This is a genomic window from Rhizobium sp. TRM96647 (assembly GCF_025780115.1).
Taxonomy (GTDB): Bacteria; Pseudomonadota; Alphaproteobacteria; order Rhizobiales; family Rhizobiaceae; genus Mycoplana.
This window is the reverse complement of sequence record NZ_JAOXHF010000001.1, coordinates 50553-63362: the sequence shown is the minus strand read 5'-3', so window position 1 is coordinate 63362 and position 12810 is coordinate 50553. Positions and strand designations below refer to the sequence as shown.

At 66.3% G+C, this 12810-nt stretch carries 15 protein-coding genes; 3 read left to right on the top strand and 12 right to left on the bottom strand.

Translation table 11 applies throughout. The features are described from left to right. Positions 1 to 6: 6 nt before the first annotated feature. Positions 7 to 687: a thiol:disulfide interchange protein TlpA gene (gene tlpA, locus OCK02_RS00300; RefSeq protein ID WP_263811228.1), complete on the top strand. Its 681-nt coding sequence runs from the start codon at positions 7 to 9 to the stop codon at positions 685 to 687. A 3-nt stretch (positions 688 to 690) separates the two neighbouring features. Here tlpA and OCK02_RS00295 read toward each other — a convergent pair whose 3' ends face one another. The 11 genes from OCK02_RS00295 to OCK02_RS00245 all read right to left on the bottom strand — a co-directional run bounded on the left by OCK02_RS00295 (position 691) and on the right by OCK02_RS00245 (position 10096). After that, positions 691 to 1719 carry a sulfate/molybdate ABC transporter ATP-binding protein gene (locus OCK02_RS00295; protein WP_263811227.1) on the bottom strand — a complete coding sequence of 343 codons (1029 nt, stop codon included), beginning with the start codon at positions 1717 to 1719 and terminating at the stop codon, positions 691 to 693. Then, positions 1716 to 2612 (bottom strand): sulfate ABC transporter permease subunit CysW, encoded by an 897-nt coding sequence (gene cysW, locus OCK02_RS00290; RefSeq protein ID WP_263811225.1) that lies wholly within the window; start codon positions 2610 to 2612, stop codon positions 1716 to 1718. Before cysW ends, OCK02_RS00295 begins: the two co-directional genes overlap by 4 nt. Positions 2613 to 2616: 4 nt before the next feature. Next, positions 2617 to 3438, bottom strand: coding sequence for a sulfate ABC transporter permease subunit CysT (cysT, locus tag OCK02_RS00285; protein ID WP_263811224.1), 822 nt, complete (start codon positions 3436 to 3438; stop codon positions 2617 to 2619). Positions 3439 to 3511: 73 nt separating this feature from the next. After that, positions 3512 to 4495, bottom strand: coding sequence for a thiosulfate ABC transporter substrate-binding protein CysP (cysP, locus tag OCK02_RS00280; protein WP_263811222.1), 984 nt, complete (start codon positions 4493 to 4495; stop codon positions 3512 to 3514). A gap of 165 nt (positions 4496 to 4660) precedes the next feature. After that, positions 4661 to 5539 (bottom strand): 3-hydroxybutyryl-CoA dehydrogenase, encoded by an 879-nt coding sequence (locus OCK02_RS00275; RefSeq protein WP_263811220.1) that lies wholly within the window; start codon positions 5537 to 5539, stop codon positions 4661 to 4663. Between the two features lie 146 nt (positions 5540 to 5685). After that, positions 5686 to 6615 (bottom strand): electron transfer flavoprotein subunit alpha/FixB family protein, encoded by a 930-nt coding sequence (locus OCK02_RS00270; RefSeq protein ID WP_263811218.1) that lies wholly within the window; start codon positions 6613 to 6615, stop codon positions 5686 to 5688. A gap of 31 nt (positions 6616 to 6646) precedes the next feature. Then, positions 6647 to 7396, bottom strand: a complete 750-nt coding sequence (locus OCK02_RS00265) for an electron transfer flavoprotein subunit beta/FixA family protein (RefSeq protein WP_230805757.1) — start codon at positions 7394 to 7396, stop codon at positions 6647 to 6649. Positions 7397 to 7584: 188 nt separating this feature from the next. After that, positions 7585 to 8370, bottom strand: coding sequence for a rhomboid family intramembrane serine protease (locus OCK02_RS00260; RefSeq protein ID WP_263811214.1), 786 nt, complete (start codon positions 8368 to 8370; stop codon positions 7585 to 7587). A 31-nt stretch (positions 8371 to 8401) separates the two neighbouring features. Then, on the bottom strand, positions 8402 to 8980 hold the full coding sequence (locus tag OCK02_RS00255) for a cob(I)yrinic acid a,c-diamide adenosyltransferase (RefSeq protein WP_263811213.1): 579 nt from the start codon (positions 8978 to 8980) through the stop codon (positions 8402 to 8404). 10 nt (positions 8981 to 8990) lie between these two features. Beyond that, complete coding sequence (locus OCK02_RS00250; RefSeq protein WP_263811212.1) at positions 8991 to 9194, bottom strand: twin transmembrane helix small protein; 204 nt, start codon at positions 9192 to 9194, stop codon at positions 8991 to 8993. A gap of 56 nt (positions 9195 to 9250) precedes the next feature. Then, positions 9251 to 10096 (bottom strand): SDR family oxidoreductase, encoded by an 846-nt coding sequence (locus OCK02_RS00245; RefSeq protein WP_263811210.1) that lies wholly within the window; start codon positions 10094 to 10096, stop codon positions 9251 to 9253. Positions 10097 to 10204: 108 nt separating this feature from the next. Between OCK02_RS00245 and OCK02_RS00240 the strand changes: the two genes are divergently transcribed. Continuing rightward, on the top strand, positions 10205 to 11158 hold the full coding sequence (locus OCK02_RS00240; protein WP_263811208.1) for a YihY/virulence factor BrkB family protein: 954 nt from the start codon (positions 10205 to 10207) through the stop codon (positions 11156 to 11158). On the opposite strand, the gene gluQRS is transcribed toward OCK02_RS00240, so the two are convergent. Next, a complete protein-coding gene (gene gluQRS / locus OCK02_RS00235; protein ID WP_263811207.1) occupies positions 11090 to 12028 on the bottom strand; it encodes a tRNA glutamyl-Q(34) synthetase GluQRS in 939 nt (312 codons plus the stop codon). The two genes, OCK02_RS00240 and gluQRS, sit on opposite strands and share 69 nt — an antisense overlap. A gap of 86 nt (positions 12029 to 12114) precedes the next feature. Here gluQRS and OCK02_RS00230 point away from each other — a divergent pair, with 86 nt between their 5' ends. Beyond that, positions 12115 to 12759, top strand: a complete 645-nt coding sequence (locus OCK02_RS00230; RefSeq protein ID WP_263811204.1) for a DNA-3-methyladenine glycosylase family protein — start codon at positions 12115 to 12117, stop codon at positions 12757 to 12759. Positions 12760 to 12810 lie beyond the last annotated feature (51 nt).

The following is a 12810-nucleotide window of genomic DNA, read 5'->3' as shown; positions in this document are numbered from 1 at the left end:
AGTGAAATGACAGTCGAGAAGAAGCCGGGCCGCCCGGCCGTCAAGCTGATCGCGCTGGCCGCGCTTGCCGGCATCCTTGCCGGTGCGGCAGCGGTATACGTGATGGAGAGCCGGTCTGGCAATGGCGGCGCGACAGTGGCCGGCGGCGGCGGTCAATGCCCCATGGCGAGCGACACGGCGGCGACGCTGGCGCCGTTCTTCACCGGGCAGGTGGCGGCGATGATGGCAGCCGACGATCCCCGGCCTTTGCCGCAGCTTTCCTTCAACGGTCCGGACGGACAGCCGCGCGCGATCGCCGATTTCGCCGGCAAGACGCTGCTCGTCAACCTGTGGGCGACCTGGTGCGTGCCCTGCCGCGAGGAGATGCCGGCGCTGAACGCGCTGCAGAAGGAGCTCGGCAGCGACCGCTTCGAGGTCGTGGCGATCAACATCGACACGGGCACCGACGAAAAGCCGAAGGCTTTCCTCGACGAAACCGGGGTGCACGATCTCGGCTACTACCGCGACAGCTCCATGGGCGTCTTCAATGCACTGAAGAAGGAAGGGCTCGCCTTCGGCCTGCCGGTGACGCTCTTGATGGACGACAAGGGCTGCCTCGTCGCCGCGATGAATGGCCCCGCCGCCTGGGACAGCGAGGACGCCAAGGCGCTGATCCGGGCGGCCGTGCCGGCCACGCCGGGCTCCTGACGCTTAGTTCCGGCCGCTCGCATAGACCCGCGGCCTGCGGATATCGATGAAGCCGGCCTCGCCCTTGCGATGCGGGAATTCCGGCGCGGTGTCGAATTCGATCGACTGGCCGCCGGTGGTCTTGGCGAGCACGCGGCGCGAGTCCGGCCTGTCGAGCACGCGCACGATCTGGGCGGGAACGCCTTGGCCGTCCTCCCGCCAGGCGACGTCGGCGGGGCGGAACAGCACCTCGGCGGAGCCGTCCGCAAGGCCGGCTGCGTCGAATTCCACGTCCTGCACATAGGCCTTGCCGTCGCGCACGGTCGCCGGCAGCGCATTGGCATCGCCGAGGAAGCGCATGACGAAGGCATCGTGCGGGCTGCGGCAGACGTCCTCCGGCGTGCCCTGCTGCACGATCCGGCCCTTGTCGAGGATGACGACGCGGTCGGCGAGGTCGAGCGCCTCTTCCTGGTCGTGGGTGACGAACAGCGTGGTGATGCCGAGATCGTCGTGGATCCTGCGCAGCCAGCGGCGCAGGTCGCGGCGGACATTGGCGTCGAGCGCGCCGAAGGGTTCGTCGAGAAGGAGCACGCGCGGATCGACTGCGAGCGCGCGGGCCAGCGCCACGCGCTGGCGCTGGCCGCCGGAGATCTGGCCGGGGAAGCGCTCGCCGAGGCCGGAGAGCTGCACCAGGTCGAGCAGTTCCCGGACGCGTTCGCGGATGGCCTCGCCGGTCCGCTTGACCTTCGAGACCTTCATGCCGAAGGCGATGTTCTCGGCCACAGTCATGTGGGGAAAGAGCGCATAGTGCTGGAAGACGAAGCCGACGCCGCGGTCGCGCACCGGGATATCGGTGGCGTCCTCGTCGCCGAAGTAGATGTGCCCGCCATCGGCATATTCGAGGCCGGCGACCATGCGCAGGATCGTCGTCTTGCCCGATCCGGAAGGGCCGAGCAGGGCGACGAGTTCGCCGCTTTCGATCTCCAGCGAGACGCCGTGCACGGCACGGAACGTGTCGAAGGTCTTGACCACGTTGTCGAGGCTGATTTTCAAGGCTTGACCTCCGAAAGGCTATCGTTGCCGGCAAGCGAGGCCGGGCGGTTGCGCCGGCCCGCGCCCTGCCGCTCCAGCACCACCTTGACGACCAGGGTGACAATCGCGAGCGTGGCCAGGATGGAAGCGGCGGCGAAGGCGCCGACGGCATCATAGTCGTGATAGAGAAGTTCGATGTGAAGTGGCAGCGTGTTGGTCTGGCCGCGGATGTTGCCCGAGACGACCGAGACGGCCCCGAATTCGCCCATCACGCGCGAATTGCAGAGCACCACGCCGTAGAGCAGCGCCCATTTGATGTTGGGCAGCGTCACCGTCAGGAAGGTGCGCCAGCCGCTGGCGCCGAGCGAGGTCGCCGCCTCCTCGAGGTCGCGCCCCTGCGCCTGCATCAGCGGGATCAGTTCGCGCGCGACGAAGGGGGCGGTGACGAACATGCTGGCCAGCACGATGCCCGGCAGGGCGAACATGATCTTCAGGTCGGCCGCCTCCAGCGCCGGGCCGAACAGGCCCTGCAGGCCGTAGACGAAGAGATAGGATACGCCGGCGACGATCGGGGACACGGAGAAGGGGATCTCGATGAGGATCAGCAGCAGCCGCCGGCCGGGGAAATCGTGCTTGGTGATCGCCCAGGCGGCGGCGATGCCGAAGGCGGTGTTGATCGGCACGGCGATCAGCGCCGTCAGCACGGTCAGCATGATCGCGTGGCGGGTATCGGGTTCAGAGATCGCCGCGGCAAAGTAGGGCAGGCCCTTGGAGACGGCGTGGACGCCGATCACCGCGAGTGGGGCGACGATGATGACGGCGACGAAGAACAGGACGACGGCCAACAGCGTCCGGCGGAAGACCGGAGCGTCGCCGATGCGCGGCGGGCGGCGGTGAGACTGCGGTTTCGTCATCGGTTCAGTTTCTCACCGTGTAGCGGAGCGCACGGGCCTGCATGATGTTGGTGACGGCCAGCATGACGAAGGCGGCGATGAGCATGACCGAGGCGATCGCGGCAGACGCCGGATAGTCGTATTCCTCCAGCCGGATGAAGGCCAGGAGGGCCGTGATCTCCGTCTCGAACGGCTGGTTGCCGGCGATGAAGATGATGGCGCCGAACTCGCCGAGACTGCGGGCGAAGGACAAGGACACGCCGGCGAGAAGGGCGGGGGTGAGCAGCGGCAGGACGACGCGGGCGAAGATCGAAAGATCGCTGCCGCCGAGCGTCTGGGCCGCCTCTTCCAGTGCCGGGTCCAGTTCCTCCAGAACGGGCTGGACGGTGCGGACGACGAAGGGCAGGCTGGTGAACGCCATCGCGATCATGATGCCGAGGGGCGTGTAGGCGACCTTGATGCCGAGGGCGGAGAGCGGGCCGCCGAACCAGCCGTTGACGGCGAACAGCGTCGTCAGCGAAATGCCGGCAACCGCGGTCGGTAGCGCGAAGGGCAGGTCGACCAGGGCGTCGATGATGCGCCGCCCGGGAAAGCGGTAGCGCACCAGCACCCAGGCCAGCGCCATTCCGAAGACGACATTGAACAGGGTTGCCGCCAGGGCGCAGGAGACGGTGACCATATAGCTCGCCACGGCGCGGTCGGAGGTGACGATGCGCCAGTAGTCGGCCGGACCGAGGCTCGCCGCCTTGAAGACGAGCGCGATCAACGGCAGCACGATGATGATCGCCGCATAGACCAGCGTGATCCCGAGGGAGAGTGGCAGGCCGGGCAGAACGCGCCGTTTCACTAAACTCGTCCTTTCGCAAACGAAGGACCGGCGGGTTTTCGCCCGCCGGTCCCAAACGGTTCTCGCCGGTGTCTTAGCGGCTGCCGTAGATCGTGTCGAGAACTCCGCCTTCGGCGAAGTGTTCCTTGGAGACCTGCGGCCAGCCGCCGAAGACGTCCTCGACCTTCACCAGGCGAATTTCGGGGAACTGGTCCTTGAACTGGGCGGCGACCTTCTCGTCCAGCACGCGGTGACCGAATTCGGCGGCGACCGTCTGGCCCTCCGGCGAATAGAGGAAATCAAGATAGGACTTGGCCAGTTCCTGGGTGCCGTGCTTCTCGGCGACCTTGTCGACGACGGCGACGGGGAACTCGGCGAGCAGGCTCACCGAAGGAACGACCTGCTCGAACTTGTCGGCGCCGTATTCCTTGGCGATCGCCTTGGTCTCGGCCTCGAAGGTGATGATGACGTCGCCGATCTCGCGTTCGACGAAGGTGGTCGTGGCGGCCCGGCCGCCGGTGTCGAAGACCGGCACGTTGTCGAAGATCCTGGTGACGAATTCCTTCACCTTGGCCTCGTCGCCGCCGAACTTCTCCTTCGCATAGGCGAAGGCCGCCAGGTAGGTGTAGCGGGCGTTGCCGGAGGTCTTGGGGTTCGGGAAGACCACCTTGACGTCGTCACGGGCGAGGTCGTCCCAGTCCTTCACGTTCTTGGGGTTGCCGGCGCGGACGAGGAAGGAGGGGAAGGAGTAGAAGGGAGAGGCGTTGTTCGGAAACTTTGCCTGCCAGTCCTCGGCGACGAAGCCGTTCCTGACGAGGAAATCGATGTCGGTGACCTGGTTGAAGGTCACGACGTCGGCCTCGAGGCCCTCGACGATCGCGCGGGCCTGCTTGGAGGTGCCGCCATGCGACTGATCGATGGTGACGCCGGGGTTCTGGTCGATGAAGGCCTCGTTCTCGGCGGCGAAGAGTTCGCGGGCGACGTCATAGGAGGCATTGAGGAGCTTGTCGGCGGCGCTTGCCGAGAGCGGAGCGGCAAGCGCAGCGAGCGCTGCGCCGATCAGGAGGAGGCGTTTCATGGGGGGATCTCCAGAGTGCATGTGCGTTGTCTTTCCGGCAACCTAGCCGGGACACGCAACGCTTCCGAGAAATCAGCCACCAATGACGGATGAAAGCGGCGAAAATCTTTGCGCCGGGAGGCCCCGGGCGAGAATGGCGCCTGCTTCCTCCCGTCGTTCGAGGGGTCAGCGCGTGGGAACGGGGATTTCGCCGCGATAGTCGTAGAAGCCGCGGCCGGACTTGCGGCCGAGCCAGCCGGCCTCGACATATTTCACCAGCAGCGGGCAGGGGCGGTACTTCGAATCCGCCAGCCCCTCGTAGAGCACCTGCATGATCGACAGGCAGGTGTCGAGGCCGATGAAATCGGCCAGTTGCAGCGGTCCCATCGGATGATTGGCGCCGAGCTTCATCGCGGTGTCGATCGCGTCGACCGTGCCGACGCCCTCGTAGAGCGTGTAGATCGCCTCGTTGATCATCGGCAAGAGGATACGGTTGACGATGAAGGCGGGGAAATCCTCGGCGACGGTCACCGTCTTGTCGAGGGTGGCGACGAATGCCTTGGCGGTGGCGAAGGTGTCTTCCTCGGTGGCGATGCCACGCACGAGCTCCACGAGCTTCATCACCGGCACCGGGTTCATGAAGTGGATGCCCATGAAGCGCTCGGCGCGATCGGTGGCCGAGGCGAGCCGCGTGATGGACAGGGAGGAGGTGTTGGTGGCGAGGATCGCGTCAGACTTCAGGACCGGACAGACCTGGCCGTAGATCTTGCGCTTGACCGTCTCGTCCTCCGTCGCCGCCTCGATGACGAGGTCGGCCTGCGAGAGGTCGTTGACGTCGCTGGAACCCTTGATGAGCGACAGCGCGCTCTTGCGTTCCTCCTCGGTCATCTTGCCGGAGGAGACCTGCCGGGCGAGGTTGCCGTGGATCGTGGCAAGACCGGCCTCGATGCGCTCCATCGACAGGTCGTAGAGCTGGACCTTGTAGCCGGCGACGGCGCAGACATGGGCGATGCCGCAGCCCATCTGGCCTGCACCGACAATACCGACGTTCCTGATCGTGCTCATCTTTCCGCCCACCGCTTCAGTCCGAAGACCTGCCCCAGAACAAAGAAAAACCGGGCCGACATCTGCCGGTCCGGTGAAGTGATAAAGGGGCGCGGCGATTTTATCCAGCGATTATTCGTCGCGCCTGGCGCCCCGGGATCGCATTCTCAAAGCGCCTTCTGCAACTCCGGCAGGGCCTCGAAGAGGTCTGCGACGAGGCCGTAGTCGGCGACCTGGAAGATCGGGGCCTCCTCATCCTTGTTGATCGCGACGATGACCTTCGAATCCTTCATGCCGGCGAGGTGCTGGATGGCGCCGGAGATGCCGCAGGCGATGTAGAGCTGCGGGGCGACGACCTTGCCGGTCTGGCCGACCTGCCAGTCGTTCGGCGCGTAGCCGGCATCTACCGCCGCACGCGAGGCGCCGACGGCGGCACCGAGCTTGTCGGCGACGGGAAGGATCACTTCCTTGAACTTCTCCGCCGAGCCGAGCGCGCGTCCGCCCGAGATGATGACCTTGGCGGACGTCAGTTCGGGACGGTCGGACGACGACAGCGCATCGCCGACATGGGTCGACAGACCCGGATCGGCGGCCGCAGCGACCGCCTCGACGGACGCAGAACCGCCCTCGGAGGCGGCGGCGAAGGAGGCCGTGCGAACGGTGACGACCTTCTTCGCATCGCTCGACTGCACCGTCTGGATGGCGTTGCCGGCATAGATCGGCCGCTTGAAGGTGTCGGGGGCGACGACCTCGATGATCTCGGAGACCTGGGCGACGTCGAGAAGCGCTGCGACGCGCGGCATGACGTTCTTGCCGACCGAGGTCGCGGCGGCGACGATCGTGTCGTAGCCACCGGCGAGCGAAACGATCAGGGCGGCGAGCGGTTCGGCGAGGTTGTGTTCCAGCGAGGCGTCCTCGGCGACGAGGACCTTGGAGGCGCCGGCAAGCTTCGCCGCCTGTTCGGCGGCAGCTTTGGCGCCGGCACCGGCGACGAGCACGTGCACGTCGGAACCGATCTTGGTGGCCGCCGTCAGCGCCTTGGCGGTCTGGTCGGAAAGGTGGGCGTTGTCGTGGTCAGCCAGAAGAAGAATGGCCATGGTGTAAACTCCTAGATCTTCCGGTTTCCGGTCAAAGCACGCCGGCTTCGGTCTTCAGCTTCTCGACCAGCTCGGCCACGCTCTTGACCTTGACGCCGGCCTTGCGGCCCGACGGTTCCTCGGTCTTCAGCACCTTGAGGCGCGGGGCGGTATCGACGCCGAAATCGGCCGGGGCCTTCTTGTCGAGCGGCTTCTTCTTCGCCTTCATGATGTTCGGCAGCGAGGCGTAGCGCGGCTCGTTCAGGCGCAGGTCGGTGGTGACCACCGCAGGAAGCTTGATCTCGATCGTCTGCAGGCCGCCGTCGACCTCGCGGGTCACCTTGGCCTTGCCGTCACCGATCTCGACCTTCGAGGCGAACGTCCCTTGCGCCCAGCCGAGCAGCGCCGACAGCATCTGGCCGGTCTGGTTGCTGTCGTCGTCGATCGCCTGCTTGCCGACGATGATCAGGCCGGGCTGTTCGGCCTCGGCCACGCCTTTCAGGATCTTGGCGACGGCGAGCGGCTCGACGGCGTCTTCCGTCTCGACCAGAACGGCGCGGTCAGCGCCCATGGCGAGCGCGGTGCGCAGCGTTTCCTCGGCCTTGGCCGGACCGATCGAGACGACGACCACTTCCTCGGCCTTGCCGGCCTCCTTCAGCCGCAGCGCCTCCTCGACGGAGATCTCGTCGAACGGGTTCATCGACATCTTCACATTCGCAAGCTCGACGCCCGTGCCATCCGCCTTCACGCGGATCTTCACGTTGTAGTCGACAACCCGCTTCACGGGGACCAGGATCTTCATGGCTTCTCCTTCCAATGTCCGGGTGGGAAATTGCGCCATCCGGGCGCGGTCCGATGGTCGGTTGGCGACATCGATACGCGTTTTTTCCCCAAGTTCAATTCTTTCAGCAGGCTCCTTCGCCGAATTCATTTGCATAATTTTGACGTTAACGTCAACGTCAATATCGCCGGCGCGAGCCGCTGGCGAAATCACCGGCCCCAGCGAAGGGGCGGGGCGTTTGGCGCGGTCTCGGACGCGCCTTCTCCGGCGGGCGTTGCTTCTTTATGTCGCACCGCCTTCGGTGTCACGACGGTGCGATCGAACAGCGGCACGCCGCGCCGGCGGAAGAACACCACGAACACGGCGCCGGCGAGAATGCCTCCGACATGGGCGCCCCAGGAAATGCCGCCCTGCGGATCGAGGAAGAGCATGTAGAATTGCTGGCCGATCCACAGCAGCAGCGGAACGACGGCGGGCAGCGGCAGCGGGATGCGGAAGAAGACGAGGACCCAGACGCGGACCTTCGGGTGCAGCAGCAGGTAGGCTGCGACCACGCCCGAGACCGCGCCCGACGCGCCGATCAGCGGCGCCTCGGATGCCGGCTGGAACAGGCCGTGAACGAGGGCACCGGCGGCCGCGCAGGCGAGATAGAAGACGAGGAAGCGGAAATGCCCCAGCGCATCCTCGACATTGTCGCCGAACACCCAGAGGAACAGCATGTTCGTCGCCAGATGCAGAAAGTCGGTGTGGATGAAGGCATAGGTGATGTAGGTCGCATCCTCCGGTACCAGCACCAGGCCCGGCTCGAGGTCGGCATAGCCGAAGACGACGGCGGGGATATAGCCGAGGCCGACGACGGTTTCGTCCGAAAAGACCTGGCTGGCGGCGAGCCCGGCGACGATCCAGACGGCGACGTTCACCAGGATCAGGCCGATCGTGGCATACTGCACCTTGATGTATTTCAGGGAGTTCGCATCGTGCAGCGGTATGAACATGAACGTCCTTTCGTTTCGGATGCGCCGTCCGTCACCTGTTCTGTCCCGGAACCCACAGCACGTCCAGGGTGCCCTTGTCGTTCGCCCAGCGGGCGGCGACGAAAAGGAAGTCCGACAGGCGGTTGATATAGGCGATCGCCTCCTTCGAGACGGTCTCTCCCTCCCGTTCGGCCAGTTCGACGATCCGCCGCTCGGCGCGGCGCGCCACGGTGCGGGCAACATGGAGGGCGGCTGCGAGCGGGGAGCCGCCGGGCAGCACGAAGGAGCGCAGCGGGGAAAGATCGGCATTGAGCCTGTCTATCTCGGTCTCGAGCCTGTCGACCTGGCTCTGGACGATGCGCAGCGGTTCGTAGGCGGGCTTCTCGCCGGTCTCGGGCGTGGCGAGGTCGGCCCCCAGGTCGAACAGGTCGTTCTGGATGCGCATCAGCATCCTGTCGAGATCGGGCATAATCGCTGCGTGCTGGCGCGCCGTCCCGATCAGCGCGTTCGTCTCATCCACGTCGCCATAGGCGCCGACACGGGCGTCATGCTTCTTTCGGCGCGCGCCGGAAACCAAGCCGGTCGTGCCGTCGTCGCCGGTGCGGGTGTAGATCTTGTTCAGCTTGACCATGACGGCGCCCCTATGACGGCTGGCCGCCGCCGGTCACCCACAGCGTCAGCATGATGAGGATGAGGGCGACCGCCTGCAGCAGGATGCGCATCTGCATCAGCTTGTTGGACTTGTTGCCGCTTCCGCCCTTGAGCATGTTGGCGAGGCCGCGGATCAGGACGATCGCGACAAGGCCCATGACAATGAGGGTGAGGTAGGTCAGGAAAGTAGACATGCATCAAGATTCCGCTGTTCGAAGGGTAATGTCCAGAGACTGTTTCGGCGGCTTATTCATCCCAGCCGGCCGATGATGTGGTAGAAGAGCGAGGCGGGCAGCAGCTTCTTCAGCAGCGCTCCCTTTTTGGCAGGCGAGGTGACGATGTAGTGCGGGCGCGGGGCGCGTGCGTTCAGGGCGTGCCGAAGGACGCTGTAGACGGCGTCCGGGCCGAGTTTGCCGCGCGCCGGGGCGCTCTCTCCGCGCAGTCGCCGCATCTGCCTCCGATATTCCTCCGCGTGAACCGAGCCCTCGAGGTCGATGTTCTTCTCGATATGGGCAATCGCATTGGCGGTGAAGCGCGATTCGATCGGACCGGGCTCGATCAGGCTGACATGGACGCCGGAGCCCGCCAGCTCCATGCGCAGCGTCAGTGACAGGCCCTCGAGCGCAAACTTGGAAGCATTGTAGGCGCCGCGCCAGCGATAGGGTACGAGACCGAGGATGGACGAGCACTGCACGATCCGGCCGTGGCCCTGGCTGCGCATGGCGGGGATGAGGCGGCGGGTCAGGTCGTGCCAGCCGAAGACGTTGGTCTCGAACTGCCGGCGCAACGCCTCGACCGGCAGGTCCTCCACGGCGCCGGCCTGGCCATAGGCGCCGTTGTTGAACAGGGCGTCGATCCGCCCGCCGGTGCGTGCGAGCACGGTATCGGCGAGCGCTGCGATCGAGGCCGGGTCGGTGTAGTCCATAATCAGCGCCTCGATACCGTCCGCCTCCAGCGGGGCGCGATCGGCCTCCTTGCGCACCGTGGCGAACACCCGCCAGCCATCGGCCTTCAGCGCCCGGGCGCAATGGGCGCCGATGCCGGAGGAACACCCGGTGACGATGATCGTTCTTGTTCTGGGAACGGGATCGGCCATGCGATTTCCTGTACAAATTCCGTTTCGTTTCCCATATTCACCGGGCGCTGGCAATCGCGCCAACAGGACCCGCCTCGATGGAGAGGCGGCCAGACGAAGGGGAGGGACATGCCGACCGCTCTACGCCTCCTCTACAAGGTCGTGTTCGACGCGATCTGGCATTTCACCGAGGACGACGGCTGGGCCATGGCGAGCCACGTCGCGCTGTCGACGCTCCTGGCCGTCTTTCCCTTCCTGATCTTCGGCACAGCACTCGGCTCCTTTCTCGGGGCCGACCAGTTCGCCGACACCGCCGTCCACCTGATCTTCGACACCTGGCCGGCGTCGATCGCGGACCCGATATCCCGCGAGGTCGTGGCAGTGCTGACGATCCCGCGCGGCGGGCTCGCGACGATCTCCGTGCTGGCCGCCGCCTATTTCGCCTCCAACGGCGTCGAGGCGCTGCGGGTGTCGCTGAACCGCGCCTACCGGGTGGCGGAGACGCGATGGTGGTATGTCACGCGCCTCGCCAGCCTCGGCTTCGTGGTCCTCGGCGTGGTGGCGCTGGCGGCGATCAGCATCGTGCTGGTGGCAGCGCCGCTCGCCGTGCGCGCCACGGACCAGTGGATCCCCTGGCTCGGCTACGTCTATTCGCTGGTGCTGGAGTGGGGCATCTTCGGAACGCTGGTGGTGCTGTTCGCCGGCCTCCTGATCGCCCATCTCTGGCTGCCCGCCGGCCACCGCCGCATCGCCGACGTGCTGCCCGGGATCATCCTGACACTCGTCGCCTGGACCGTCGGCGCCTATCTGTTCGCCTCCTACCTCGCGGCATTCTCCACCTATGTGAAGACCTATGCGGGCCTGGCGTCGATCATGATCGCGCTGGTGTTCCTCTATATCATCGGCGTGATCTTCATCCTCGGCGCGGAGATCAACGCAGCGCTCCTGAAATACCGGGTCAAGCACGTGATCCTCGATCGCCTGCGCGGCCGAAAGCCGGTGCTGCGGGACAGATCAGCGGAGGAGCAGCCCATCGAGGACGAGGCCATCGCGCGCGAACAGCAGGCGCAGGTCCGACGGTGACAGGCCCTTCTCGCGATAGGCCGCAATCCCCGTATCCCTGTTGCTCTTCGACAGCTTCCGGCCATCCTCTCCCAGCACCAGGCCGTGATGGTGGTAGGACGGCTCCGGCAGATCGAGCAGGGCCTGCAGCAGGCGGTGGACGGCGGTGGCGTGGAAGAGGTCCTGGCCGCGTACCACATGGGTCACGCCCTGCAGGGCATCGTCCAGCGTCACCGAAAGATGGTAGCTCGACGGCGCGTCGGGCCGCGACAGGATCACGTCGCCCCAGCGCTCCGGCCGTGCGGCGATCGTCCCCGTCTGCCCTTGCGGGCCGCATCCGGTATCGTCCCACGTAAGCGCACGGCCCGCCAGCCGGTCGCCGGCCGCCGCTGTCGCGGCTGCCATGTCGAGGCGCCAGGCGTGCTGCCGGCCTTCGGTGATCCAGCGCCGGGCGACCGTGCGGTCCAGCTTGCGTTCCTCAGTCGGATAGCAGGGCGCGCCGTCGGGATCGCGCGGCCAGACCTTGCCCGCGGCCTCGCATGCCGCCACCTGTTCGCGCACCTCGCCGCGGCTCAGGAAGGACGGATAGGCAAGGCCGCGATCGATCAGGTCCTCGAGCGCCTGCTGGTAGAACGAGAAATGCTCCGACTGGCGGCGCACCGGCTGCTCCCAGTCCAGGCCCAGCCAGCGCAGGTCGCGGTAGATCGCCTCTTCATATTCTGGCCGGCAACGCGCGATATCGATATCCTCGATCCTGAGCAGGAACCGTCCGCCGTTCGCCGCGGCCAGGCCGTGGTTGAGAAGGGCCGAATAGGCATGGCCGCGGTGCAGGAGCCCGTTGGGGCTCGGCGCGAAACGCAGAACGGCTTGCTTTGGCAAGGGTGAATCCATCAGATGCTCATGCACGAAATGGACGTCGTGGCCAATGGGCAGCCTGTCCGGGCGGGCGAAAGATCGACATCGGGAACGGCATGCAGTTGCACATGATCAGATCGGAGGCGGACGTCTCCGCCGGGCTCGTGGACCTGGCGCTCCTCGACGCGCGCCTGTTTGCCGTGATCGACAAGGCCGGCCCGGTGCCGCTCAGGTTGCACGATCCCGGCTATCGCGGCCTTGCCGGCATCATCGTCTCGCAGATGGTCTCGCGGGCGAGCGCGGATGCGATCTGGCGCAAGCTGGAGACGATCGCCGGCGAGATCACGCCGCACCATGTTCTCGGGCTCAGCGAGGCGGACAACCGGGCCGCGGGCCTCTCGCGCGCCAAGGCCGAGACGCTGAGGCGTGTCGCCGAGGCCGTGGACCGCGGCGACGTCGACCTCGACGCGGTCTGCCACCTGGACGCGGTTTCGGCGATCCGGGCGCTGACGGCGATCAAGGGGGTCGGCCGGTGGACGGCGGAAGTCTACCTTCTCTTCTGCGGCGGCCATCCCGACATCTTCCCGTCCGGCGACGTGGCACTGCAGAACGCGGTCGGCCATGCGCTCGGGCTTCCCGTCCGTCCGTCTGCCGCCGAACTCGAGCAGATCGCCGAGATGTGGTCGCCCTGGCGCGGCGTCTCGGCGCGGCTTTTCTGGGCCTATTATGCCCGCCAGATGCGCCGCGACGGCGCGCCGCTGGCGTGAGGCTTTCACGACAGGGTTGCAAAGGGTTAAATCCGCATCGCGCATTTTCTT

Bases quoted from the DNA above. Each gene is read 5' to 3' on its own strand.
- tlpA (WP_263811228.1), top strand. From the start codon at position 7: ATGACAGTCGAGAAGAAGCCGGGCCGCCCGGCCGTCAAGCTGATCGCG.
- OCK02_RS00250 (WP_263811212.1), bottom strand. From the start codon at position 9,194: ATGTCTACTTTCCTGACCTACCTCACCCTCATTGTCATGGGCCTTGTC.
- OCK02_RS00275 (WP_263811220.1), bottom strand. From the start codon at position 5,539: ATGAGCACGATCAGGAACGTCGGTATTGTCGGTGCAGGCCAGATGGGC.
- OCK02_RS00270 (WP_263811218.1), bottom strand. From the start codon at position 6,615: ATGGCCATTCTTCTTCTGGCTGACCACGACAACGCCCACCTTTCCGAC.
- OCK02_RS00240 (WP_263811208.1), top strand. From the start codon at position 10,205: ATGCCGACCGCTCTACGCCTCCTCTACAAGGTCGTGTTCGACGCGATC.
- OCK02_RS00260 (WP_263811214.1), bottom strand. From the start codon at position 8,370: ATGTTCATACCGCTGCACGATGCGAACTCCCTGAAATACATCAAGGTG.
- OCK02_RS00265 (WP_230805757.1), bottom strand. From the start codon at position 7,396: ATGAAGATCCTGGTCCCCGTGAAGCGGGTTGTCGACTACAACGTGAAG.
- cysP (WP_263811222.1), bottom strand. From the start codon at position 4,495: ATGAAACGCCTCCTCCTGATCGGCGCAGCGCTCGCTGCGCTTGCCGCT.
- cysW (WP_263811225.1), bottom strand. From the start codon at position 2,612: ATGACGAAACCGCAGTCTCACCGCCGCCCGCCGCGCATCGGCGACGCT.
- OCK02_RS00255 (WP_263811213.1), bottom strand. From the start codon at position 8,980: ATGGTCAAGCTGAACAAGATCTACACCCGCACCGGCGACGACGGCACG.
- OCK02_RS00245 (WP_263811210.1), bottom strand. From the start codon at position 10,096: ATGGCCGATCCCGTTCCCAGAACAAGAACGATCATCGTCACCGGGTGT.
- gluQRS (WP_263811207.1), bottom strand. From the start codon at position 12,028: ATGGATTCACCCTTGCCAAAGCAAGCCGTTCTGCGTTTCGCGCCGAGC.